Origin of the sequence: Puniceibacterium sp. IMCC21224 (genome assembly GCF_001038505.1) — a bacterium.
Taxonomy (GTDB): domain Bacteria; phylum Pseudomonadota; class Alphaproteobacteria; order Rhodobacterales; family Rhodobacteraceae; genus Puniceibacterium.
This window is the reverse complement of record NZ_LDPY01000001.1, coordinates 2697205-2719078: the sequence shown is the minus strand read 5'-3', so window position 1 is coordinate 2719078 and position 21874 is coordinate 2697205. Positions and strand designations below refer to the sequence as shown.

The 21874-nt window shown below is 59.8% G+C and carries 22 protein-coding genes; 14 read left to right on the top strand and 8 right to left on the bottom strand.

The features are described 5' to 3' along the window. Position 1 precedes the first annotated feature (1 nt). Positions 2–1228: a multidrug effflux MFS transporter gene (locus IMCC21224_RS12505; RefSeq protein WP_047995638.1), complete on the bottom strand. Its 1227-nt coding sequence runs from the start codon at positions 1226–1228 to the stop codon at positions 2–4. 178 nt (positions 1229–1406) lie between these two features. Between IMCC21224_RS12505 and IMCC21224_RS12500 the strand changes: the two genes are divergently transcribed. From IMCC21224_RS12500 to IMCC21224_RS12470, 8 genes are all read left to right on the top strand, one after another. Then, entirely contained in the window at positions 1407–2939 is a 1533-nt protein-coding gene (locus IMCC21224_RS12500; RefSeq protein WP_047995637.1) for an acyl-CoA carboxylase subunit beta, read from the top strand. 71 nt (positions 2940–3010) lie between these two features. Continuing rightward, entirely contained in the window at positions 3011–3430 is a 420-nt protein-coding gene (locus tag IMCC21224_RS12495) for a hypothetical protein (RefSeq protein WP_369796024.1), read from the top strand. Beyond that, the gene (locus tag IMCC21224_RS12490) at positions 3430–3930 is read left to right on the top strand and encodes a DUF6497 family protein (RefSeq protein ID WP_047997096.1); all 501 of its coding nucleotides are present in this window, start codon (positions 3430–3432) and stop codon (positions 3928–3930) included. The genes IMCC21224_RS12495 and IMCC21224_RS12490 overlap by 1 nt, the downstream gene beginning before the upstream one ends. A 214-nt stretch (positions 3931–4144) precedes the next feature. After that, positions 4145–4288 (top strand): hypothetical protein, encoded by a 144-nt coding sequence (locus IMCC21224_RS28215; RefSeq protein ID WP_197089203.1) that lies wholly within the window; start codon positions 4145–4147, stop codon positions 4286–4288. A 78-nt stretch (positions 4289–4366) separates the two neighbouring features. Next, positions 4367–4726 (top strand): hypothetical protein, encoded by a 360-nt coding sequence (locus IMCC21224_RS12485; protein WP_047995636.1) that lies wholly within the window; start codon positions 4367–4369, stop codon positions 4724–4726. A 382-nt stretch (positions 4727–5108) separates the two neighbouring features. Further along, positions 5109–5315, top strand: a complete 207-nt coding sequence (locus IMCC21224_RS12480; protein ID WP_047995635.1) for a hypothetical protein — start codon at positions 5109–5111, stop codon at positions 5313–5315. Between the two features lie 145 nt (positions 5316–5460). Then, positions 5461–7461 (top strand): acetyl/propionyl/methylcrotonyl-CoA carboxylase subunit alpha, encoded by a 2001-nt coding sequence (locus IMCC21224_RS12475; protein ID WP_047995634.1) that lies wholly within the window; start codon positions 5461–5463, stop codon positions 7459–7461. A gap of 7 nt (positions 7462–7468) precedes the next feature. Then, positions 7469–8248, top strand: a complete 780-nt coding sequence (locus IMCC21224_RS12470; protein WP_047995633.1) for a hypothetical protein — start codon at positions 7469–7471, stop codon at positions 8246–8248. A 106-nt stretch (positions 8249–8354) separates the two neighbouring features. On the opposite strand, the gene IMCC21224_RS12465 is transcribed toward IMCC21224_RS12470, so the two are convergent. Then, positions 8355–8822, bottom strand: coding sequence for a DUF4174 domain-containing protein (locus IMCC21224_RS12465; protein ID WP_047997095.1), 468 nt, complete (start codon positions 8820–8822; stop codon positions 8355–8357). Positions 8823–9032: 210 nt separating this feature from the next. Between IMCC21224_RS12465 and scpA the strand changes: the two genes are divergently transcribed. Continuing rightward, on the top strand, positions 9033–11165 hold the full coding sequence (gene scpA, locus IMCC21224_RS12460) for a methylmalonyl-CoA mutase (protein WP_047995632.1): 2133 nt from the start codon (positions 9033–9035) through the stop codon (positions 11163–11165). Positions 11166–11230: 65 nt separating this feature from the next. Here scpA and IMCC21224_RS12455 read toward each other — a convergent pair whose 3' ends face one another. From IMCC21224_RS12455 to IMCC21224_RS12445, 3 genes are all read right to left on the bottom strand, one after another. Beyond that, on the bottom strand, positions 11231–11848 hold the full coding sequence (locus IMCC21224_RS12455; protein WP_082135200.1) for a phage tail protein: 618 nt from the start codon (positions 11846–11848) through the stop codon (positions 11231–11233). Positions 11849–11938: 90 nt separating this feature from the next. Next, a complete protein-coding gene (locus IMCC21224_RS12450; protein ID WP_231582073.1) occupies positions 11939–12565 on the bottom strand; it encodes a phage tail protein in 627 nt (208 codons plus the stop codon). An 84-nt stretch (positions 12566–12649) separates the two neighbouring features. Then, positions 12650–13255, bottom strand: coding sequence for a phage tail protein (locus tag IMCC21224_RS12445; RefSeq protein WP_197089202.1), 606 nt, complete (start codon positions 13253–13255; stop codon positions 12650–12652). 795 nt (positions 13256–14050) lie between these two features. Between IMCC21224_RS12445 and IMCC21224_RS12440 the strand changes: the two genes are divergently transcribed. The 5 genes from IMCC21224_RS12440 to IMCC21224_RS12420 are packed head-to-tail and all read left to right on the top strand — an operon-like array spanning position 14051 to position 17297. Beyond that, the gene (locus IMCC21224_RS12440) at positions 14051–14665 is read left to right on the top strand and encodes a VOC family protein (protein ID WP_047995629.1); all 615 of its coding nucleotides are present in this window, start codon (positions 14051–14053) and stop codon (positions 14663–14665) included. After that, positions 14665–15141: a GNAT family N-acetyltransferase gene (locus tag IMCC21224_RS12435; protein ID WP_047997093.1), complete on the top strand. Its 477-nt coding sequence runs from the start codon at positions 14665–14667 to the stop codon at positions 15139–15141. The genes IMCC21224_RS12440 and IMCC21224_RS12435 overlap by 1 nt, the downstream gene beginning before the upstream one ends. Before the next feature lie 43 nt (positions 15142–15184). After that, positions 15185–15868 carry a molecular chaperone DjiA gene (locus tag IMCC21224_RS12430; RefSeq protein WP_047995628.1) on the top strand — a complete coding sequence of 228 codons (684 nt, stop codon included), beginning with the start codon at positions 15185–15187 and terminating at the stop codon, positions 15866–15868. After that, entirely contained in the window at positions 15868–16881 is a 1014-nt protein-coding gene (locus tag IMCC21224_RS12425; protein WP_047995627.1) for an endonuclease/exonuclease/phosphatase family protein, read from the top strand. Before IMCC21224_RS12430 ends, IMCC21224_RS12425 begins: the two co-directional genes overlap by 1 nt. A gap of 38 nt (positions 16882–16919) precedes the next feature. After that, positions 16920–17297 carry a hypothetical protein gene (locus IMCC21224_RS12420; RefSeq protein ID WP_047995626.1) on the top strand — a complete coding sequence of 126 codons (378 nt, stop codon included), beginning with the start codon at positions 16920–16922 and terminating at the stop codon, positions 17295–17297. 15 nt (positions 17298–17312) lie between these two features. Here the strand turns inward: IMCC21224_RS12420 and IMCC21224_RS12415 are convergent, their stop codons facing one another. From IMCC21224_RS12415 to IMCC21224_RS12405, 3 genes are all read right to left on the bottom strand, one after another. After that, complete coding sequence (locus IMCC21224_RS12415) at positions 17313–18857, bottom strand: Ppx/GppA family phosphatase (RefSeq protein WP_047995625.1); 1545 nt, start codon at positions 18855–18857, stop codon at positions 17313–17315. Positions 18858–18958: 101 nt separating this feature from the next. After that, on the bottom strand, positions 18959–21139 hold the full coding sequence (locus IMCC21224_RS12410) for an RNA degradosome polyphosphate kinase (protein ID WP_047995624.1): 2181 nt from the start codon (positions 21137–21139) through the stop codon (positions 18959–18961). Positions 21140–21178: 39 nt separating this feature from the next. Continuing rightward, complete coding sequence (locus IMCC21224_RS12405) at positions 21179–21874, bottom strand: DnaA ATPase domain-containing protein (protein ID WP_047995623.1); 696 nt, start codon at positions 21872–21874, stop codon at positions 21179–21181.

The window sequence follows — 21874 nt, the reverse complement described above, 5'->3', positions numbered from 1 at the left end:
GTCATGCGGGATCCAGCCCGGCAAGCTGGCGTTCGCGCCAGATGACAAAGACGATGCTGGCAACCGCCAAAAGGCTGGTCACGAACATGATCCACAGCAGTGGCCAGGCACCAGTGCCCGGTTGCAGCAAGGCGCCGGCCAGCGCTGACAGGGCAGCTCCGCCACCAATCATGATTGCGCCGCCCAAACCGCTCGCCGTGCCGGCCAGATGCGGACGCACCGAGAGCATCCCAGCAGTGGCGTTCGGCATCGCCAACCCGTTGCCCAGACCGACCAGAACCATAAAGCCGAAAAAGCTCAGCACTGAACCATAGCCCGACGCCATCACCAGCAGCGACAGACCGATCCCGAGCGTGTTGATAACCGATCCCCAAAGGACCATCCGATTGACGCCAACCAAAGTCGAATATCGTCCCGAGGCAAAGTTCCCCAAGAAGTAGCCGATGGCCGGAGCACCGAAATAAAACCCCAGTTCAGACGGCGACAGGCCATAGACGACGGTTCCGACAAAAGGGGCTCCGCCCAGGTAAGCAAAGAACGAGCCGGAACAGAACGCCGCCGCGAGGGCAAATCCCCAAAACCGTGGCGCGGTCAGTAGCTCGGGATATTCGCCGAATTGCTGGCGTAGGGTCAAGCTGCTTCTGTACGCCGTCTCGCCCAGATCGGCCCAGGCGAGCCAGAACAATAGCCCGCCAAGCAGCAGCAACAGCCAGAAATTCGCCTGCCAGCCAAACGCCTCGTCGAGCATGCCACCGACTGCCGGGCCAATCATTGGCACCACCGCCATACCCATGGTGACATAGCCGATCATCGACGCTGCCTGATCCTGTGGCACCATATCTCGCACCACCGCACGGCTAAGAACCATCGACGTCACGATCACTGACTGCAACATTCGAAACGCCAGAAAAACATACGGATCGCGTGAGAGGATGCAGCCCATGGTCGCCAGCATAAAGCCCAAAAGGCCAGCCAGAATCACCGGCCGCCGCCCTAATTTGTCCGATAACGGTCCAATCACTACCTGAAGCAGCGCATTCACGGCCAGATAGATCGCCACCGAAAGTTGCATAAGCCGGTATTCGGTCTGAAAATATGCCGTCATGTTGGGCAGGCTCGGCAGAAAGATATTCATCGCCAGCGCCGACAACCCTGCCAGCAGGATGAGCGTGATAATATGTGGCGGAGTGGAGCGGTCCAAAAATCGGACAATGGGGGCATCTTGCATAACTCGGTTGGTAGGACGACAATGCGGCGTTGTCCATTTCTACATGGACCCGTGCCGTAGATATGCAGATTTGCATTATTCAGACTGTGATTAAAGCTAAGTTTGCAAATTTGCGCAAATTCGCTTGAGGCAAGAGCCGCGCCCGTTGTAGGAACGCCTCAAAGAACAAGGGATCGCCATGACCGACATTCTCCAGGAGCTTGAAACCCGCCGCGCTGATGCCCGTCTGGGCGGGGGCGAAAAGCGGATCGCCGCACAGCACGCCAAGGGCAAGCTGACCGCACGCGAACGGATCGAGTTGCTGCTCGATGATGGCAGTTTCGAAGAATTCGATATGTTCGTCACCCATCGTTGCACCGATTTCGGGATGGAGCAGCAAAAGCCCTATGGTGACGGGGTTGTGACCGGCTGGGGCACGATCAACGGTCGCATGGTCTATGTCTTTTCGCAGGATTTCACTGTCTTTGGCGGGTCGCTGTCGGAAACCCACGCGCAAAAGATCTGCAAGATCATGGATATGGCGATGCAGAACGGCGCGCCGGTCATCGGCATCAACGATTCCGGCGGCGCGCGCATTCAAGAGGGCGTTGCCAGCCTCGCGGGCTATGCCGAGGTGTTCCAACGCAATGTCATGGCGTCCGGTGTCGTACCGCAGATCAGCCTGATCATGGGCCCTTGCGCCGGTGGTGCGGTCTATTCCCCGGCGATGACCGACTTTATTTTCATGGTCAAAGACAGCTCGTACATGTTCGTGACCGGGCCCGACGTGGTTAAGACCGTAACAAACGAACAGGTCACCGCCGAAGAGTTGGGCGGTGCCTCGACCCACACGCGTAAATCGTCGGTGGCCGACGGCGCGTTCGAAAATGATGTCGAAGCGCTTGCCGAAGCGCGCCGCCTTTTCGATTTCCTGCCGCTCAACAACCGCGAAAAGCCGCCTGTGCGGCCGTTCTTTGACGAACCGGGTCGGGTCGAAGCTTCGCTCGATACTTTGATCCCCGAGAATGCCAATACGCCCTACGATATGAAGGAACTGATCCTCAAGATCGCGGATGAGGCAGATTTTTACGAAATTCAGGAAGATTACGCCAAGAACATCATCACAGGTTTCATGCGCCTTGAAGGGCAGACAGTCGGCGTGGTTGCCAACCAGCCGATGGTGCTGGCCGGGTGTCTCGACATCGACAGCTCACGCAAGGCCGCGCGGTTCGTCCGGTTCTGCGACTGTTTCGAAATCCCGATCCTGACGCTGGTGGATGTGCCCGGCTTTCTGCCCGGCACCAGCCAGGAATACGGCGGCGTGATCAAACACGGTGCCAAGCTGCTGTTCGCCTACGGCGAAGCCACGGTGCCAAAAGTCACGGTGATCACCCGCAAGGCGTATGGCGGCGCCTATGACGTGATGGCGTCGAAACATTTGCGCGGCGATTTTAACTATGCCTGGCCAACCGCAGAGATTGCGGTGATGGGGGCAAAAGGCGCGACTGAAATCATTCACCGCGCCGATCTGGGCGATTCAGATAAGATCGCCGCCCATGCCAAAAGCTATGAAGACCGATTTGCCAACCCGTTTGTTGCGGCCGAACGTGGGTTCATCGACGAGGTGATTCAGCCGCGCTCGACTCGCCGCCGAGTCAGCCGCGCTTTTGCCTCTTTGCGCGGTAAAAAATTGCAGAACCCGTGGAAAAAGCACGATAATATTCCGCTTTAACCACGTCAGTGACCAAGACGTTTCGCTATCAGCGGTCAATGTGCCGCTGATATGATCCCCGATCAGGAGTGTTGATCATCCTTGACCGTAATACCCCCAAGCCTGAGATATTCGCAGCTGTCGGCGGGCAGGGCGGTACACCTGTGCGTGATGCGTGGAACGTGGTGCGCGACGGTGACACGCTGACGCTTGCGCGGCATCTGCCTGCGCGGTTCGACATCAGCGCCGAAACCCGTCTGCCCCCCGCGCGGCGTGGCCGCCTTGCGATGCAAATTCGCCAGGATCTTTGGCGTAAACTAAGGGGCTTGCGCGGTTTTTCTCCTGTGATACAAATTTGTGCAGAATGTGAAGGGGTGCATGTCCGCGCGGGCGGGCGCCTGATGGTGGGATCAACTCCTGCTGGCACAGTCGAAAAGATTGACGCGCTTCTCAATGATCCGGTGCTGCGCGCACGCTGGATGCGATGGGCGCGGATCGGGGGGCAGGGCTGATGCATCTGGCCCCACCGATCCAGTGTACGGTCGCGGGTCTGACCCAAGACCGCGCAGCCCCGGCGGGAGGAGCCGTTTGGTGTCGGGGCTGCACTAGATCGCCTGCGATTGCGCGGGTGTCACGTGTTTTTGCCTTGCTGCTGTTTGCCCTGCCGGTGCGGGCTGCGGACGATGGTCTGACGTTGCCCTCAGGGTTGGATGTCAGCCTGATCGGACGGGTCGATGAGGGCGCTGCGACGGGTCCGATCCACCGGTTCCGCTTTGTTGCGCCGGGTATCCGTGCAGAAGATCACGGGCTTGAGCAACTCTCCGCTGATATGGATTATCTTTGTCAGAACGTCGCCCTGCCGCATCTGATTCAAGAGGGCGCCGCAACCGGTCGCATCGTTGTCAGTCTGGCGCAGGCGGCCACCGAATTTGGCGTCGCAAACCCTGATATCCGGCAGTTTTTCGAGGCTTACAGCGTCGACGGAAACCGCTGCATTTGGGAGGCTTTTTGATGATCCCACAATATCTTGGTGAGCAAAGCTCATCCTTTGGGCAGACTGAGGCTTTCGTATCACAAACCATGTCTCCTGAGGCAGACGCATATCTTTTACCCTACAAGTGCGGTAATTTCGTTCGTGGTTGCACCCAAGTGACCGTTACCTCAAGACGTGGGCAGGCCGCGCCGGTTGGTGTTGCAGGTTCCGTTGACTTTGACAGGAGTAAGAGATGTCCAAGAGCATCAAGATGCTGGCACTGTTTGGCTTTGTCGCAACGCTTTCGGCCTGCGGCGGCCAGCAAGAAGAAGAATTCGTGGTTGTTAACCCCGAGCCCATCAGCCAAGAGCCGGTTTACACTGGTAAGTACAAGTAAGACGACTTCGGGACGGGCTGTTCGGTCCGTCCCGATTTTCCGCCGCGCACTGCGCCCCAACCAGGAAAAGGGGCCAGTATGCTAAAGCATCGCGGCTTTACCGGGCGTCTGCCCGGCACCGATTTTCAATTTATCATCCGCCGCGCCAACCCCAAGGGCGCAACGCCACTGGTCAGGCGCGAACGCTATGCTGATCGCCGGGCCCCGGACAAACGCGCCGATGTGGCCTTTATGGGCGCGCTCTGGCGGCAGTTCGGGGATGAACCTTTTGAGCGCGGCAATCTGGATGCGGGCCGCCTGAGCTGGCTGCTGGGGCGCGAAGTTCTGACCTATGACGACCCATTTGATCCGGTCAGCTATGAGTCGCGTCTCATCATCAACGAGGCTGCCGCGCGCGCATCGTTTCCCGATGCCTTTGACAATGGGGAATGGGCGTGACTTTGCCACCTATGCGGGAATCTGGGCAAGAACTGGCCGAAGGTGCGGGCCACGAAATCCGGGACTTGGCAGCGTACGATCGCTTTGCAAACGTGGACGGGCGTTGTGTGGATGGGTCAGCTTGTCTGATCTCTTCCATGGACCGTTACCCTTCCCTTGACGGGCAGCATGACGCATCCCCTTGTCATGTGCCCGTCGTTTTTTCTGTCTGCACGCCGGTACGCGCGGTGGTTCCGGCGAAAATAATCTGTGGCACCGGCAGGGATACGCTGATTGGGCGAACACTCGCCGACCGAAAACGCGAAGCAAAAATAATTGGGAACGAACTAGTCCCGGCGTCTGTTAACCCTTCAGTGACATCAGAAAAACCGGAGAATAACCGATGCAGACTTTTGCGAAACTCACAGCGATCCTCGCCCTTACCGGCCTTGCAGCCTGCGAAGGCTCTGACCTCGAACGCGGCGCGTTGGGCGGTGTCGGCGGCTATGCCATCGATCGCGCAACCGGTGGAGACGGCACTGTCGGCGCGGCGGTCGGCGTTGCGGCGGGTGTCACCTGCGATGATCTCACACCGGGTGTGTGCAACTAGGACCGCAGTTCGGGGCAACCGCCCCACGACAAAAATTCAGGCCACCTGTGCTGCGCGCACGGGTGGCTTTTTTGTTGCCAAAACAGATACCGGACCCGCGATCGTACAGGATCGCAGGTCTCAAGATGTATGAAAAGGGACCGCTATGTTTGACAAGATCCTGATAGCCAACCGGGGCGAAATCGCCTGCCGGGTCATCAAGACGGCGCGCCGGATGGGCATCAAGACGGTGGCGATCTATTCCGACGCTGACCGCAAGGCGCTGCATGTGTCCATGGCGGACGAGGCGATCCACATCGGGCCGCCGCCTGCCAACCAGTCCTATATCGTCATCGACAAGGTGATGGAGGCAATCCGCGCCAGCGGCGCGCAGGCGGTGCATCCCGGTTATGGCTTCCTGTCCGAAAACTCCAAATTCGCAGAGGCACTGTCGGCCGAAGGTGTCGCCTTTGTCGGGCCGCCGGTCGGCGCCATCGAAAAGATGGGGGACAAGATCACCTCGAAAAAGATCGCGGCCGAGGCGGGGGTGAGCACAGTTCCCGGCTACATGGGCGAGATCGCCGATGGCGACGAAGCGGTGAAGATCTCGGGTGAGATTGGGTATCCGGTGATGATCAAGGCCAGTGCCGGTGGTGGTGGCAAGGGCATGCGCATCGCCTGGAAAGAAGACGAGGTCCGCGAAGGCTTTCAATCGTCCAAGAACGAGGCGGCGAACAGCTTTGGCGACGACCGGATCTTTATCGAAAAGTTTGTGACCCAGCCCCGGCATATCGAAATTCAGGTATTGGCGGATGCCCATGGCAACTGCATCTATCTGGGCGAACGCGAATGTTCGATCCAGCGCCGCAATCAAAAGGTCATCGAAGAGGCACCGTCGCCGTTCCTTGATCCCGAGACACGCAAGGCAATGGGCGAACAGGCCTGCGCTCTGGCGCAGGCGGTGGGCTATACCAGTGCCGGGACGGTCGAATTCATCGTCGATGGCGACCGGAATTTCTATTTCCTCGAAATGAACACCCGTCTTCAGGTTGAACATCCGGTGACCGAGCTGATCACCGGGGTCGATCTGGTCGAACAGATGATCCGTGTGGCGAATGGAGAGCCGCTGAGCATCACCCAGGACGATGTCAAACTGAACGGCTGGGCGATGGAAAGCCGCCTCTATGCCGAAGACCCATATCGCGGTTTTCTGCCCTCAATTGGTCGGCTGACACGGTATCGCCCGCCAGCGGAAGTCGCCGTTGAGGGCGCCGTTGTACGCAACGATACCGGCGTCTATGAGGGCGGTGAGATCAGCATGTATTACGACCCGATGATCGCCAAGCTTTGCACATGGGGACCGACCCGTGCAGCCGCGATTGAGGGGATGCGCAATGCGCTCGATTCATTCGAGGTCGAGGGGATTGGCCACAATCTGCCGTTCCTGTCAGCCGTGATGGATCACCCAAAGTTCACCTCGGGTGATATCACAACCGCATTTATTGCCGAGGAATACCCCGAAGGTTTCGAAGGCGTCGCGCTGCCCGAAGGTTCCTTGCGCCGGATCGCCGCCGCTTGTGCTGCGATGAACCGGGTGGCTGAAATCCGGCGGGCGCGGGTGTCGGGCACGCTGGACAACCACGAACGCCGGGTCGGCGAGGATTGGAATGTTGCGCTTCAGGGCATGGATTATGATGTCCAGATCGCCGCAGACCCGACAGGTGCGTCAGTCACTTTTGCTGATGGCGCGGTGCTGCGTGTGGCGGGCGACTGGACACCGGGTGATCAGCTGGCCACGATGACGGTGGATGGTACACCGCTTGTGCTCAAGGTTGGCAAGATTTCGGGCGGTTTCCGCATCCGCAGCCGAGGCGCGGATCTCAAGGTGCATGTGCGCAGCCCGCGTCAGGCGGAACTGGCACGGCTGATGCCGGAAAAACTGCCGCCGGATACGTCAAAGCTGCTGCTGTGCCCGATGCCGGGGCTGATTGTTAAGGTCAATGTCGAGGTTGGGGATGAAGTGCAGGACGGCCAGGCGCTGTGTACTGTCGAGGCGATGAAGATGGAGAACATCCTGCGCGCCGAACGCAAGGGTGTGGTGTCCAAGATCAACGCGGCGGCTGGCGATTCTCTGGCTGTTGACGATGTGATCATGGAATTCGAATAGGTCTGCCATGACCCGTACCGATCCCCGCGACACCTTGTTGGCCCGCGTATTTCGCGGCGCCCGTGCGTTGTTTCTGGGCGAAGAGGCGCGGGTCGCGCAGGGCATAATCCTGCAGTTTTTTGTCACGATCGCACTACCGGTTCTGCTGCTACTGGGGGTGCCCACGGTATCGCTGTTTGCCGTGATGGGGGCCGATCCGCGGTTGTGGCAAGCGCTGATTGCGGGGCTGGTGATCGCAACTGGCTGGCTGACCACGGCGATTTTTGCCGAACTCGGCAAACGCCGCACGCGGGCCGAACGGTTGCGCGACTACCACAAGGCGCTGTTTGCTGAAATTCAGGACACGTTGTCGGCATTCTATGGCGAAGGACAGGCGCAAGGCGATTCCGATGCACTTTTGGCGCGGATGCAGGCGGATGCCGAATTTGTGCCGCTGATTCCGCGGGAATCGCATGACCGGGTGTTTTCCGCACTGCTGGAAGAGATCGAGGTGCTGCCGCGCCAAACCATCGACGCAGTTGTCAGCTACTACAGTTTGATCACGTCGATCATGGCCTTGGCCGAGGATATGCGCGGCGACACCTTTCGCACGATTACGCAGGATCGCCGAATTCAGATGTATTTGGACTATGTCGGGATGCGCCAGCGCGCCTACCAGTTCGGTGAATATACGCTGCGGCTGATCAACGCCTACAGCACCGGTGGGGCCATCGCCGCCGAGGCGCTGACCCAAGCGTTCAATAGCCCGGGCGGGGCCCCGAGCGACCCGTCGCCGGGATCGGAGTAAGCGGAATGTTAGGATCGCGTTCCATATCTCGTTCCCTTCGGTTGCGGCCAGTGTCGTGGCCTAGTGTCAATATAGTGTATCGCGCTGCGTCGCGCAATTGCGCCAGTCAGGGGCGGCCAGCATCGTGGCTGTCGCGGATCTCTTGCAAACGCATCGGCATCTTGTCGATCGAACGTGAGATTTCGCGCACGTCCCAGGGCGCAGGTTTGCGGGCGATGATGGTACCGTCCTTGCCGATCAGCACCAGCATGAACCCCCGCGCGTGCATCGCCTGTCGGATTGGTGAACCGGCGCTTGGATTGGTGTCAGTGATCACCACCACATCGCGGTCGCGCAGGGCGTTCAGCCGCGCGGTGATGAACTGCATCTGCTGCACATATCGCGGGTCGGCGGCGTTGTCGGCAAACACCAGAATTGGCCGTTTGATCCAGGAAAACTGCGCCAGCTCCAGTTCGGCGGCGTCTAGAATCATTTCTTCGGACAGGGCTTTGGTGGGGTCGTCGGATTCCGCCCCCGCAGTGAAACCCGGTGTGGCCGTGGCGCAAACGGCAAACAGCGCTGAGATAAAACGCATTTTCATACCTGTCTATATAGTTGCTGCTGACGAATTTGCGAAGTTCCGCAGCCTGTCCGGCGCGGATTATTTTACGGCGCGCCCTGAGGCACAGGTCTCAGAGCCGCCCACATCGTCCCCGCATCAGACGGGGACACTGCCATACCAAAGAACCGGACAGGCGCAGGCCAAACTGGCCGCCGGGTTCGCTGACAAGAGGATATACCGACCATGACCGACAAACAGACAGCGTGGCGCGTTCTGGCCGAAAAGGAATTGCGCGGTCGCAGCCCCGACGATCTGACGTGGAACACGCTCGAAGGGATTCCGGTGCAGCCGGTCTATACCGCCGAGGATATCGCCGGGCTGAAGCATTTGGGCACCTTGCCGGGGCAGGAACCGTTCACGCGGGGCGTCAAGGCGACGATGTATGCGGGCCGCCCGTGGACGATCCGCCAATATGCGGGCTTTTCCACCGCCGAGGACTCCAACAACTTTTATCGCAAGGCGCTGGCGGCGGGGCAGCAGGGTGTTTCGGTTGCATTCGATCTGGCGACGCATCGCGGCTATGACAGCGATCATGAACGGGTCGAAGGCGACGTAGGCAAGGCCGGTGTGGCCATCGATTCCGTCGAAGACATGAAGATCCTGTTCGACGGCATCCCGTTGGACACGGTCAGCGTGTCAATGACCATGAACGGCGCGGTGATCCCGGTGCTGGCCAGTTTTATCGTCGCCGGAGAAGAGCAGGGGCACGCGCGCGCGGTGCTGTCGGGCACGATCCAGAACGACATCCTCAAGGAATTCATGGTCCGCAACACCTATGTCTACCCGCCGGAACCGTCGATGCGGATCATTGCGGACATCATCGAATACACCAGCGCCGAGATGCCGAAATTCAACTCAATCTCGATCTCTGGCTATCACATGCAAGAGGCCGGCGCGAACCTGGTGCAAGAGTTGGCATTCACATTGGCGGACGGCAAGGAATACGTGAAAACCGCCATGGCGCGCGGCATGGACGTGGACAAATTCGCTGGACGGCTGTCGTTCTTTTTCGCCATCGGCAAGAATTTCTTTATGGAGGCGGCCAAGCTGCGCGCGGCGCGTATGCTCTGGCACCGCATCATGACCGAGATCGGCGCGCAGGATCCGCGTTCCAAGATGTTGCGTACCCACTGCCAGACATCCGGCGTGACGCTGGCCGAACAGGATCCCTACAACAACGTCATCCGCACCGCATACGAGGCGATGTCGGCGGTTCTGGGCGGCACCCAGTCGCTGCACACCAACGCCCTGGACGAGGCGATTGCCCTGCCCACCGAATTCAGCGCCCGCATTGCCCGCAACACTCAGTTGATCCTGCAGGAAGAGACGGGGGTGACCAATGTGGTCGATCCGCTGGCCGGGTCCTACTATGTGGAAAAGCTGACCGCCGATCTGGCCGAGGCCGCGTGGAAGATTATCGAAGAAGTGGACGAGATGGGCGGCATGACCAAAGCCGTCGCCACTGGTATGCCCAAGCTGCGGATCGAAGAGACCGCAGCCAGGCGTCAGGCTGATATCGACCGTGGGATCGAGGTTATCGTTGGCGTCAACAAATACCGCAAGGACAAAGAAGATCCGATCGACATTTTGGATATCGACAACGTGCGGGTGCGCGAAAGCCAGATTGCCCGTCTGACGACAATTCGCAACAGCCGCGACGAAGTCGCATGCTCGGCCGCACTGGATGAACTGAACCGCCGCGCGCGTGATGGCGGCAATCTGCTTGAGGCAGCTGTTGAGGCCGCCCGCGCCCGCGCCACAGTCGGAGAGATCAGCATGGCTATGGAAAAGGAATTCGGACGTCACCGCGCCGAAGTCAAGACGCTCGCGGGCGTGTACGGCGCAGCCTACGAAGGTGATGCCGGATTTGCCGCGATCCAGGCATCGGTTGAACAGTTCGCCGAGGATGAGGGCCGTCGCCCGCGGATGCTGGTGGTCAAGATGGGGCAGGACGGCCACGACCGGGGCGCCAAGGTCATCGCCACCGCCTTTGCTGATATCGGCTTTGACGTCGATGTCGGCCCGCTGTTCCAAACCCCGGCCGAGGCGGCGCAGGATGCCATCGACAACGATGTGCATGTGATCGGCATCAGCTCTCAGGCAGCAGGTCACAAGACGCTGGCCCCGCAACTGGTCAAGGCGTTGGAGGCCGCTGGGGCAGGGGATATTCTGGTGATCTGCGGCGGCGTGATCCCGCAGCAGGATTATCAGTTTCTCTATGACGCAGGCGTCAAGGCGATCTTTGGCCCGGGGACCAACATTCCCGATGCGGCGCAGGACATCCTGAAACTGATCCGCGCGTCGCACGCCGCCTGACAACTGGGACTCTGACGGTTGTGGCCTCCCCCCGCGGTGATCGACGCGCGCCGGGAGGCCTCTTCTTAGTTGCGCGGCGGAAAGATACCGACGGTCGCCACACACCATTCGACAACCTGATATGGATCGACAATGTTAAAGCTGCGGCCGCCGCCGGTGCTGCTGATCATGCCCGGATCCATCTGCCGGTTGGGTGGACCTTCGCTGTAGAGGTTGATGGGATCGCCGTTGGGAAACCGTGCGACCGCCAGAAAATCCGTTCCCGGCCCGCCCTTGGTCCCATCGGCGTTGGTCGCGTTGACAATGTGGTTGTGGGTCGGCAATTCGGTGTCGTTCAGCGTCAGATTTTCGATCCCGCCGCGTTGCCCCTGGGCATAGGCACTCAGTCCCGGCCCCTGTCCTACGCTGATCGCTCTGCGGCCACGCAGGTCCGGCAGGCCAAATGTGGTGCGACCGTCGCCACCATAATACGTGCCGAACAGCGAATACAGCGACTGGTTTTGATTGATCGGCAACAACTGACCGTCAGCAGCAGCCCAGCCTCGCGGGCAGAAATTGAGTCCGAATGTGCTGATTGTGCCCAGGTAGGGATTTGATTGGGCTTGCGCTGTCCCGCCCAGGGCAAGCACTGTAAATGTGGCGACCGCCAAAGGGGATCGGAAAATTTTGGTAAGGAATGTCATGGTGTCGTGTCCTGTCATCCAAGTGTTGTGGAATAGGCGACGTGTTGTCGGAAGAATGAGTAAAGCAGGCGCGCCTGCCGGGCACATGCGTCAACTGCGTGAGGGGTAAATCCCGAAAAGCGAAATGCAGGTCGTCATCGCCAGATAGGGCGCACGCGATTCGAACGAATATCCGCTGCCGCTGAACTCGATCATTGCCGGGTCCATCTGCTTGTTGGGGGGGCCTTCGCTGTAGACGCTGATGTGGTCGTTTGACCCCGGTTTGCGTGCCACGGCCAGATAATCAGTGCCCGGCCCGCCCTTGGTTCCATCGGCGTTGGTGGCGTTGACCATGTGATTGTGTGCGGGCATCGTTTGAATGGTCAGCGTTGTTGTTTCCGTACCGCCTCTTGTACCTTGACGGTAGTCCGACAAACCTGGGCCCTGGCCTCTGTTGAGTGGCGTACGTCCGCGCAGGTCCGGCAACCCGAATGTGGTGCGCCCGTCACCGCCATAGATCGTGCCGTACAGGCTGAAAAGCGCGTCATAGCTGCTAACAGCCAGCAGCTGTCCATCGGCCTTGGCCCAACCTTGAGGGCAGTAATTGAACGCGTAGACCGCGATCTCTCCCAAAAAGGGGTAGCTACCAGCCAGGGCGGGTCCGGGTCCTGCGGTCAGCATGGTGGTTGCTGCTACGGCTGCGGTCACGGATTTGTGGATCGTCGAATACAATGTCATCAGAGGCATCCTTGATGTAAACGATTGGTTGGGTGTCGGGGCCTGTCTGCAAAATGTCCCCGATTCAGGCCAGCACGCCGGCGATTAGCTGCGCGGGGGATAGGCGCCCTGCAATGCGATGCACCATTTCGCTGCCAGATAGGGTGGCCGCATATCAACCGGCATGCCGCCCCCGCTCATTCCAATCATTCCGCTATCCATCTGGCGGTTGAATGGTCCCTCGGAATAAAAGGTAATTGCCTCACCGGTGTCATCATCCCGCCCAACGGCGAGATAGTCAGTCCCCGGCCCGCCTTTGGTGCCATCGGCATTGGTGGCGTTGACCATGTGGTTGTGTCTGGGCATCTCGCTGGTGTTGAGCGTCTTGAACTCTATCCCAGCGCGCTGTCCGATCTGCATCGGGAACAGTCCAGGACCTGCGCCGTTGTTGACCACAGCGCGGCCGCGCAGGTCGGGCAGTGCCATGGTGGATGTGCCGTCACCGCCGTAGATCGTCCCGATCAATGAAAACAACGCGGTGTTCTGCGATATAGGAAGGATCTGGCCTTCGGCTGCGGCCCAACCTCTGGGACAGAAGTTCATGCCGAACAGCTTGACCTCACCAATGAACTCGTCTTGGGCGGTCGCTGCCGAGGCCAACCCCAGACCTATCGTGACGCAGAGGCCCAGCGTTGTTGCGGTCTGTTTCAATATCCTGCAAACCATTTTAAATCCTGCTTTGTGATTGTGCGTGACACGCGGTGGAAATTCGGGGGGATTGCCTGTCTGAGCGCGGCGTCGATCAGAAAAGTTGATGCTGGATGATTGTTTTCGCCGATGTCGCGATGCGGGCAAAGGTGCTTGTTTCGGGCCGCCAGCCCTATCGCAAAATCTCATGATAATCACATCCAATTTAAACCACATCAGACAACTACAAGAACGAAATCTGCCGGACATCGTATTCGTGAGGGCGCAGTTTGTCGATATCTGGGGCTGGTTGCCATCCACAGCGCGATCTCTGTGGTGTTGCGGACGATAGACGCGCACCGACTGACCCAAGCCGACGACCTGACAGATTTTCTGCGCCTATCAGGCCGAAATGTTACCGAAAAGTCAATGAGTAATGCCCAATAGTTGTGCAGCCCGCGATGCCAGCTCGCGGTCTGAGCGGTTATTTTATACCGCTCATCCGGTTTGCCGTTCTGGTCGCATATCTTTTCAGATGGCCGACGACTTAGCCGGCGACACATCAGTGCGACAACCTTTGCCGATGCTTACGCGATCAACAGTCATGTCAGCTTTGGCCGCAGCTGACGCCGCAATTCTGGGCGTATGGCTGCAGGGAATGCTTGAAAATATACGAATTCTAGATGGCGCGGCAAAGCGCGTGGGCTGTTCGGCAGTTGTCGGTGCATTTCTGCCCTTTGCAGAAAAAATTTGGGCACCTAATGTATTTCGTCTGTGCAGGACTGCGCGGGGATTCCACGGCAGGGAAAGGGCAGGCACGTGCTAAAACTGGATCACATCGCGGTGCTGGGGGAAACCCTCGAAGAGGGGACTGCTCTTGTCGAGGGAAAATTGGGGGCGCCGTTGCATCCGGGCGGCAAGCATCCACATTTTGCCACCCACAACGCGCTGATTGGGGTGGGCGATGGCCAATATATTGAGGTGATCGCCAACGACCCCGCCGCACCGCCGCCACCCTATGCGCGCTGGTTTGGGCTGGATACATTCAAGGGCGTTGCGCGGCTTGATAAATGGATCTGCCGGGTGCCGGACATGGCAGCGGCGTTGGCGGCGCTGCCGATGGCGGGCCGTCCTGTCGCGCTGTCGCGCGGTACGCTGAACTGGGTGATGTCGGTGCCCGACGATGGATTGCTGCCGTTCGATGGCCTGTTTCCGGCGCTGATTGAATGGCAAAGCCCGGTGCCGCCTGGCTACGCTTTGCCCGAAGCCGGCTGGCGGCTGGGGGAGCTTGAGATCTGCCACCCCGAGGCTGAGGCACTGCGCGCCCTGCTGACTCCCCATCTCGATGAGCCCCGGGTACAATTCCGGACCACCACGACGCCCGGATTGGCTGCACATCTTCGGGGCGCAAATGGCGCAGCGGTGGTGCTGTGATCCTGCGACCCGCTATCAGTGCCGACGCACCCGCCATCGCCACGCTATGGAATGACATCATCGCGCGCACCGCTTTCACCTTTACCACCCTGCACAAGACCGAGGCGGGGCTGATCGCCGATATAACCTCGCGTGGTGGCGCGTTTCATGTCGCGTTGGACGGCGATACGATGTTGGGTTTTGCCACCTATTCGCAGTTTCGCGGCGGGCCAGGATATGCCCGCACGATGGAGCATTCTGTCATGCTTGCTCCTGCGGCGCGGGGGCATGGGGTCGGACGGGCACTAATGCAGGTGATCGAAGGTCACGCACAGGCGCAGGGGGTGCATTCGCTCTGGGCCGGGATCAGCGCCGAGAACCTGGCTGCGGTCGCGTTTCACGCTGCGATCGGGTTTAGAGAAATCGCCGTATTGCCCGAAGTTGGCTATAAATTCGGCCGTTGGATGGATCTTGTGCTGATGCAGAAAATGCTTTGATTGTCGCACTGACATCCCTGCGGCTTTCTCATATCCTGCACTAATGTCGATCTGGACCCGCATCACCGAAGCCGTTGCCGCCCTTGCCAAGGGCGAGGGGCTGTCGGCTGTTTTTGAGAAACTGCGCACGCCGCCAGAACAGTCCGTCGCTTTCACAATTGCGGTGATCGCCTTGTCTGCCAAGATGGCCAAAGCTGATGGACGTGTCACCCGGTCACAGGTGAGGGCGTTTCGCCAGGTGTTTCTGATCCGTCCCGAGGACGAAGCGGACGCGGCACGTGTTTTTAACCTCGCCCGGCAGGATGTCGCCGGATTCGAGGAATATGCCGCCCGGATCAAGGGGATGTTCCGCAAGCAGAACAGAACGCTCTGTGACCTGATGGAGGGGCTGTTTCAGATCGCCATTGCCAACGGCAGGTATCATCCGGCCGAGGACGCGTTTCTGGCGCGCGTGGCCGAGATATTTGGCCTGCAAGACCATCAGTTTCGCGCCCTGCGCAGTCGGTTTGTGCCCGATGCGCTGCCTGATCCCTATTCGGTTCTGGGGGTCACACCAGACACGCCAATGATACAGATTCGATCCGCCTGGCGCTCATTGGTGCGCGAGACGCATCCGGACAGAATGATGGCACGGGGGGTTCCCCCCGAAGCGATCCGGATGTCGGAACGGCGTCTGGTCGATATCAACCGCGCGTGGGGGGAAATCTCGGCCCGCGAAAGCGCCTGATGCGGATCGCCACCTACAATGTGGAATGGTTCGACGCGCTGTTTGACGATTCGGGGCAGCTGCGCCGCGATGCTGAATGGTCCGCCCGCCACAAGGTCACGCGCGCGGACCAGATCGCCGCACTCGGGCGGGTGTTTCAGGCGCTGGACGCCGATGCGATCATGGTGATCGAGGCACCGGACAGCAATCGCAAGCGCAATACGGTTGTGGCGCTCGAATCCTTTGCCAAAACCTTTGATTTGCGGGCGTGGCGGGCATTGATGGGGTTCGTGAATACGACGCAGCAGGAAATTGCACTGCTCTATGACCCGGATGTGATCGCGGCGCGACATGATCCGCAGGGCGCGCTGGGTGTCATGCCCGCGCCGCGCTTTGACGGCACCTTTCACATCGACCTCGATATCGATGCGACCGAGGACAAGGTGAACTTTTCCAAGCCACCGCTCGAAGTGGCCGTGATCAGTCTGGCGACGGGGGCCGAATTCCGACTGATCGGCGCGCATCTGAAATCCAAGGCGCCACATGGCGCGCATGGACATGACGAGGTGATGCGCTTTTCCATCGCCAACCGCCGAAAACAACTGGCGCAGGCGGTTTGGCTGCGCGCCCGCGTGGCGGAACATTTGAATCGCGGCGACAGCCTGATCTTGTTGGGGGATCTGAACGATGGTCCGGGGCTGGACGAATACGAACACCTTTTTGGCCGCTCCTCGGTCGAGATTATCCTGGGTGCCGAGCCGCCCCGCCTGTATGATCCACATGCTGCACAGGCATTGACCCGGCGCATCGGGGATCAGCCGACTTCGGCGCGGTTCTACATCCGGCCCGAGCATCGCTATCTGCAGGCGCTACTGGACTATGCGATGGTATCGCCCGATCTGCGGCCAAAGGCGCAACGCTGGCGGATCTGGCATCCGTTCGAGGATGCGGAATGCTGGGAAACGCCTGAGCTGCGCGATGCGCTGCTCTGCGCCTCGGATCATTTTCCGCTCACACTCGACATTGCGCTGTGACCCTATGCAGGGCGACGTTGGCATCCTATATTAGATGGATGAGACATATTGCGGCCGCCTATCTGATCGTTACCTTGTTTGTGGGCGCTAGCGCCGCGCAGGACGACGACGCGGATGGTGATAGCAGTTTGATACAGGACGGCGCGCGGATGTTCTTGCGTGGCATTCTTGAGGAAATGGAACCGGCGCTGGACGGACTGCAATCCCTGGCCGAGGATATGCGCCCGGCACTGAACGATTTTGTCACCGAAATGGGACCGGCGCTTCGCGATCTGTTGAATGAGGTCGAGGATTGGTCGGCCTATGATCCGCCAGTTAAACTGCCCAACGGCGATATCATTCTGCGCCGCAAGGTGCCGCTGGATCCGTTTACGCCAGATGAACCCTTGATGCCAGGCGGCGAAATCGAGCTTTGATCGCTGGTTGTCGGTTCAGACCGATTTGACCTCGGTGGTTGCGCCAAGCGCCGAAGCCAGCGACCCAAACCGCGATTCTGCCACTTCGCCAAACAACGGTCTGGCGGATTTTGTCAGTATCAGGCGCAGGATCTTTTTCTTGGGTTGCCATTCCAACTCTGCCCCGGCCTGCGATTCCTCGGACATCCACAGCATGGCACCAAAGCGCATCGCTTTGCCCAGCACTTCGGCCTCTTGTTTTTCACGCTCGTCCAGAATCTCGTAAAGATCCTCGAAACGAGTGCCTTCGCGTTTGTTGCGATAGCGGTGCAGCAAGGCAAGGCCGAGAAACACCCGCTCGGAATGCTTAAGACCGCCCAGATTGGCGCGGGTGGCATTGTCGAAACAGGTTTCAGCCCGGTAATCGGGGTGCGCGCGCCATGACACGTCATGCAGCAGGCAGGCGGCCTTGATGATGCGTATCCGCGCGGGTGACGCGTTGCGAAAGATCGGCATGACAAAGCGGTACAGCATCTTGCCAAAGCCGGGCAGGCGGGAATCCTTGGCTTCGGCAAAGCGGCAGGCCTCGATCAGCGGATCGCGATCGCGCAGGGCCTGTGGCATCTGTTCGTACAGCAGCCCCTCGCGAATCCCATAGCTGGAAATCGCGATATCCTTGGGCTGGAATTGCTGAACCACGCGGTGCAACACTTCGGAGGCGAGAGGGACCAGCGCCATACGCGCAGATGACAGGTTGCAGTCGCTGCGCAGGGCCTCAAGATCAGCCTTTTCGATGAATTTGGCGGTCGCCTGCGCTGACTTTGTGGTCATGCGGTATTCGTGCAAAACGTGCAGCGGGTAATTCCTGCGGTGCATGTCGATCCGAGCAATCGCACGCCACGACCCGCCGACCAGAAACAGCCGGTCGCGCTGCGTACCCATATGGTCGGCCAATTGGGCCACGGTGTCGCGGATAACCTGATCACGGCCCTTTTTCCCGCCGGGCAGGTCGCGCAGCTTGAGCGGACCGAGCCCCGAACTGACACGGCGGCCAACGCGGCCACCGGCCATTTCGGCCAGTTCCATCGACGAGCCACCAATATCGCAGACAAGGCCATAGCTGCCCGGCCAACCCAGCAATACGCCCTGCGCTGACAGACGGGCCTCTTCCTCGCCGTCGATGACCCAGATTCGCAGGCCAGTGGTCTGTTCAACCTCACGGCGGAATTCAGGGCCGTCCTCGGCTTCGCGCACGGCGGCGGTGGCAACGGCGGTCAGGGTGGGCAGACCCATACCATCGGCCAGCATCTTGAACCGGGCAATGGCAGACAACGCGCGCGCGCGGCCCTGCGGGTTCAGCCGCCCGGATTCGGCCATGCCGGCCCCGAGGCCACACATCACCTTTTCGTTGTAGAAATAGGCTGGCGATCGGGCCGCCCCGTCGAACACCACCAACCGGACAGAGTTCGAACCAATGTCGATCACACCAATGCGGGACAGCGCCCGCGCCTGTGGATCGTCAAATAGCGGGCGTCCAAACGGTCCCCACTCGGATTGGGTCGTTTCAGAGGTTCCGTCCATTTTCATCCCCGGCAACTTGGCCGCACCATGGCGCAGCCTGCCTCACAGGTCAAGAAATCCGGGCACGTCGCCCGGTTTCCGTTACGGCCACCACGCGGGTCTTAGCCATCCTCGGTGTGTGTCAGTTGTGGCACATCCGCCGCCCCAGCCGATCCGCGCCCGGACAGCGACGGGTTTTCCATAAAGAATTTATGGCAGTTAAACGAGAACTCCCCCTCGGGAACTGGATGGCGGGCAAAGGATCCGTCCGGCTCCATCACCCAGCTTTGTGCGGTGTCAGCCAGATTTGCAGCCATAATCTGGCTGACGATCTGTGCTTTGACGGTGGGGTTTTCAATCTCAACGAGGGTTTCGACACGTCGTGACAAATTGCGACCCATCCAGTCCGCGGACGAGATATAGACCCGCGATTTGCGATGTGGCAGGCCGTATCCGTTGCCAAAACAGGCGATGCGGGAATGTTCCAAAAACCGCCCGACGATGGATTTGACGCGGATATTCTCGGACAGGCCGGTGATGCCGGGACGAATGCCGCAGATCCCGCGGATCACAAGATCAATCTTAACCCCGGCCTGGGACGCCGCATAAAGCGCGTCGATCATGTCCGGTTCGATCAGCGAATTCATCTTGACCCAGATCTGTGCCGGCTTGCCTGCGCGGGCATGTCCCGCCTCGGCATTGATCATCTCGATCATCGTGGGCTTCAGCGAATGTGGCGAGATTGACAGGTTTTCCAGCTTTTCGGGCAAGGCATAGCCCGAGAGATAGTTGAACACCTTGGTTGCGTCGCGTCCCAGCGCCGGGTTGCAGGTAAAGAACGACAGATCGGTATAAATCTTGGCCGTGATCGGGTGGTAGTTGCCGGTGCCGTAGTGCGTATAGGTCACCAGCTTATCGCCCTCACGGCGCACCACTGTGCTGATCTTGGCGTGGGTTTTCCAGTCCAGAAAGCCGTAAACCACATGCGCGCCCGACCGTTCCAGCCGCCGTGACTGACGAATGTTCGCAGCTTCGTCAAACCGGGCCTTGAGTTCGACCAATGCGGTGACCGACTTGCCATCCTCGGCCGCCTCGCACAGTGCATCGACGATGGGTGAATTGCGCGAGGTACGATAGAGCGTCTGCTTGATCGCCACGACATCGGGGTCGCGCGCAGCCTGCGCCAGGAACCGCACCACCATATCGAACGTCTCGTAGGGATGGTGCAGCAGCATGTCTTTTTGCCGTATCGCCGCGAACATGTCGCCGTCGTGATCCTGAACTCGTTCAGGCACGCGCGGGGTAAAGTTCGGCCACAGCAGGTCCGGGCGGCTGTCCAAAACCAGTTCCTTGAGGTCGGCGACGCCGATCATGCCGCCCAGTTCGATGACCTCGTTATCCTTGACGTGCAATTCGCGCATTACCACGGATTTCAACGCCTTGGGCGCGCCCGCTGAAATGGTCAGGCGGACAACTTCCCCGCGGCGGCGGCGCTTGAGGGCCACTTCGAATTCGCGCACCAGATCTTCGGCCTCGTCCTCGACTTCGAGGTCGCTGTCGCGCAGCACACGGAAGTTGAAGTAATCTTTGACGTTGTAGCCGGGAAACAGGCTGTCGATATGCATCAGCAACACATCTTCGAGAAAGACAAACCGGTGTTTGCTGGTCTCGTCGGCGGGTAGGGCGATAAACCGGTCGATCTGCGCCGGGATCGGCAGCAGCGCCTGTAGGCCGCGCTTGTCGCGGCGGCGTTCCAGTTGCAGCGCAAGGCAGTAGCCGGTGTTGGCAATGAACGGAAAGGGATGCGCCGGATCAATCGCCAGGGGCGACAGTACCGGAAAGACCTGCTCCAAAAACGCTTCGGCCAGAAAGGTAGCGTCGGCCTTGGTCAGCGTGTCGCGGGTGGCGATCACGATGCCCTCACCCTCCATTTCCTTGCGTAGGGACGTCAGGACACGCTGTTGCGAGAACATCAGATTGCGGGCATCTTCGTTGATCAGCACCAATTGCTCGGCCGGGGTCAGTCCGTCGTCGGCAGGGGTGGTATTGCCCGACAATGACAACTCACGCAGACCAGCGACCCGCACGGTATAGAATTCGTCTAGGTTGTTGGCCGAAATAGACAGGAACCGCAGCCGTTCCAGCAGGGGAACGCGGGGATTTTCAGCCTCTTCCAGCACACGCCAGTTGAAGCCAAGCCAGCTCATCTCGCGGTTATAGAACCGGCCGGGGCCGGTGATGTCGATTCCTTCGGGCGCGATTGGCGCTGGCAGGGGGGCGGTGAGAAAATCAGCTTTTGTCATGAGGGCCTTATTGGGCTGTAGTGTAAAAACTGTGTGACGTTATTTTCCACTATCGGCGATTTTTTCTTCAATCCCAATAAGAACCGTTCGGGCCAGGTTGCGGCTGACGCCGCGCGGACGTCCCAATGCCTCTTTGTCCAGCTCTGTGACCAGTTGCCGGGCCATATCAAAGGATCGCGACATGTGTCGCACAAGATAGGGCAGCACATCCGGCGCAGGCACGATCTGGCGGTCAGCAAAGAGTTTGGCCATCACAGCGGCCAGCAGATCGTCATCGGGATGTTCCAGCCGTGCGGTCTGGGTGCCGGTCATGCGGCTGGCCAGATCCGGCAGGTGCAACGCCCACTGCGCGGGTGGGGTGCGTGCGGTCACCAGCAGGCGGTGCCCCTGGGCCAGCACGAGATTGTGCAAATGGAACAGCGCCTCTTCGGCGGCGGCGTCACCGGCAATAGCGGACACATCCTCGACACAGACAGGGCCTTCGGCCAATGCCGGTATGTCCGCGTCGGGCAGATCGGTCGCTGCCAGAATGCGGGCGCCGCTCTCGGTGCTCCAGACATGCGCCAGATGGGTTTTCCCCGATCCAGCGGGACCGACCAGCACCAGCTTGCCGCCGGGCCACAGCTGCGCGCTATCCACCATGCGGCTGGCCAGCGCATTGGCGACTGAGATATAAAAATCGCCGCGCCCCAGCGCTGGACGAAAGGGCAGGTCAAATCGCAATTGCTCGGCCAT

Excerpts from the sequence above, each read along its gene's own strand:
- IMCC21224_RS12410 (WP_047995624.1), bottom strand. The coding sequence starts at position 21,139 with ATGACAAAAGCTGATTTTCTCACCGCCCCCCTGCCAGCGCCAATCGCG.
- IMCC21224_RS12450 (WP_231582073.1), bottom strand. The coding sequence starts at position 12,565 with ATGACATTGTATTCGACGATCCACAAATCCGTGACCGCAGCCGTAGCA.
- IMCC21224_RS12490 (WP_047997096.1), top strand. The coding sequence starts at position 3,430 with ATGCATCTGGCCCCACCGATCCAGTGTACGGTCGCGGGTCTGACCCAA.
- scpA (WP_047995632.1), top strand. The coding sequence starts at position 9,033 with ATGACCGACAAACAGACAGCGTGGCGCGTTCTGGCCGAAAAGGAATTG.
- IMCC21224_RS12470 (WP_047995633.1), top strand. The coding sequence starts at position 7,469 with ATGACCCGTACCGATCCCCGCGACACCTTGTTGGCCCGCGTATTTCGC.
- IMCC21224_RS28215 (WP_197089203.1), top strand. The coding sequence starts at position 4,145 with ATGTCCAAGAGCATCAAGATGCTGGCACTGTTTGGCTTTGTCGCAACG.
- IMCC21224_RS12500 (WP_047995637.1), top strand. The coding sequence starts at position 1,407 with ATGACCGACATTCTCCAGGAGCTTGAAACCCGCCGCGCTGATGCCCGT.
- IMCC21224_RS12455 (WP_082135200.1), bottom strand. The coding sequence starts at position 11,848 with ATGACATTCCTTACCAAAATTTTCCGATCCCCTTTGGCGGTCGCCACA.
- IMCC21224_RS12415 (WP_047995625.1), bottom strand. The coding sequence starts at position 18,857 with ATGGACGGAACCTCTGAAACGACCCAATCCGAGTGGGGACCGTTTGGA.
- IMCC21224_RS12505 (WP_047995638.1), bottom strand. The coding sequence starts at position 1,228 with ATGCAAGATGCCCCCATTGTCCGATTTTTGGACCGCTCCACTCCGCCA.
- IMCC21224_RS12480 (WP_047995635.1), top strand. The coding sequence starts at position 5,109 with ATGCAGACTTTTGCGAAACTCACAGCGATCCTCGCCCTTACCGGCCTT.
- IMCC21224_RS12405 (WP_047995623.1), bottom strand. The coding sequence starts at position 21,874 with ATGGCCGAGCAATTGCGATTTGACCTGCCCTTTCGTCCAGCGCTGGGG.
- IMCC21224_RS12485 (WP_047995636.1), top strand. The coding sequence starts at position 4,367 with ATGCTAAAGCATCGCGGCTTTACCGGGCGTCTGCCCGGCACCGATTTT.
- IMCC21224_RS12430 (WP_047995628.1), top strand. The coding sequence starts at position 15,185 with ATGTCGATCTGGACCCGCATCACCGAAGCCGTTGCCGCCCTTGCCAAG.
- IMCC21224_RS12465 (WP_047997095.1), bottom strand. The coding sequence starts at position 8,822 with ATGCGTTTTATCTCAGCGCTGTTTGCCGTTTGCGCCACGGCCACACCG.
- IMCC21224_RS12475 (WP_047995634.1), top strand. The coding sequence starts at position 5,461 with ATGTTTGACAAGATCCTGATAGCCAACCGGGGCGAAATCGCCTGCCGG.
- IMCC21224_RS12420 (WP_047995626.1), top strand. The coding sequence starts at position 16,920 with ATGAGACATATTGCGGCCGCCTATCTGATCGTTACCTTGTTTGTGGGC.
- IMCC21224_RS12425 (WP_047995627.1), top strand. The coding sequence starts at position 15,868 with ATGCGGATCGCCACCTACAATGTGGAATGGTTCGACGCGCTGTTTGAC.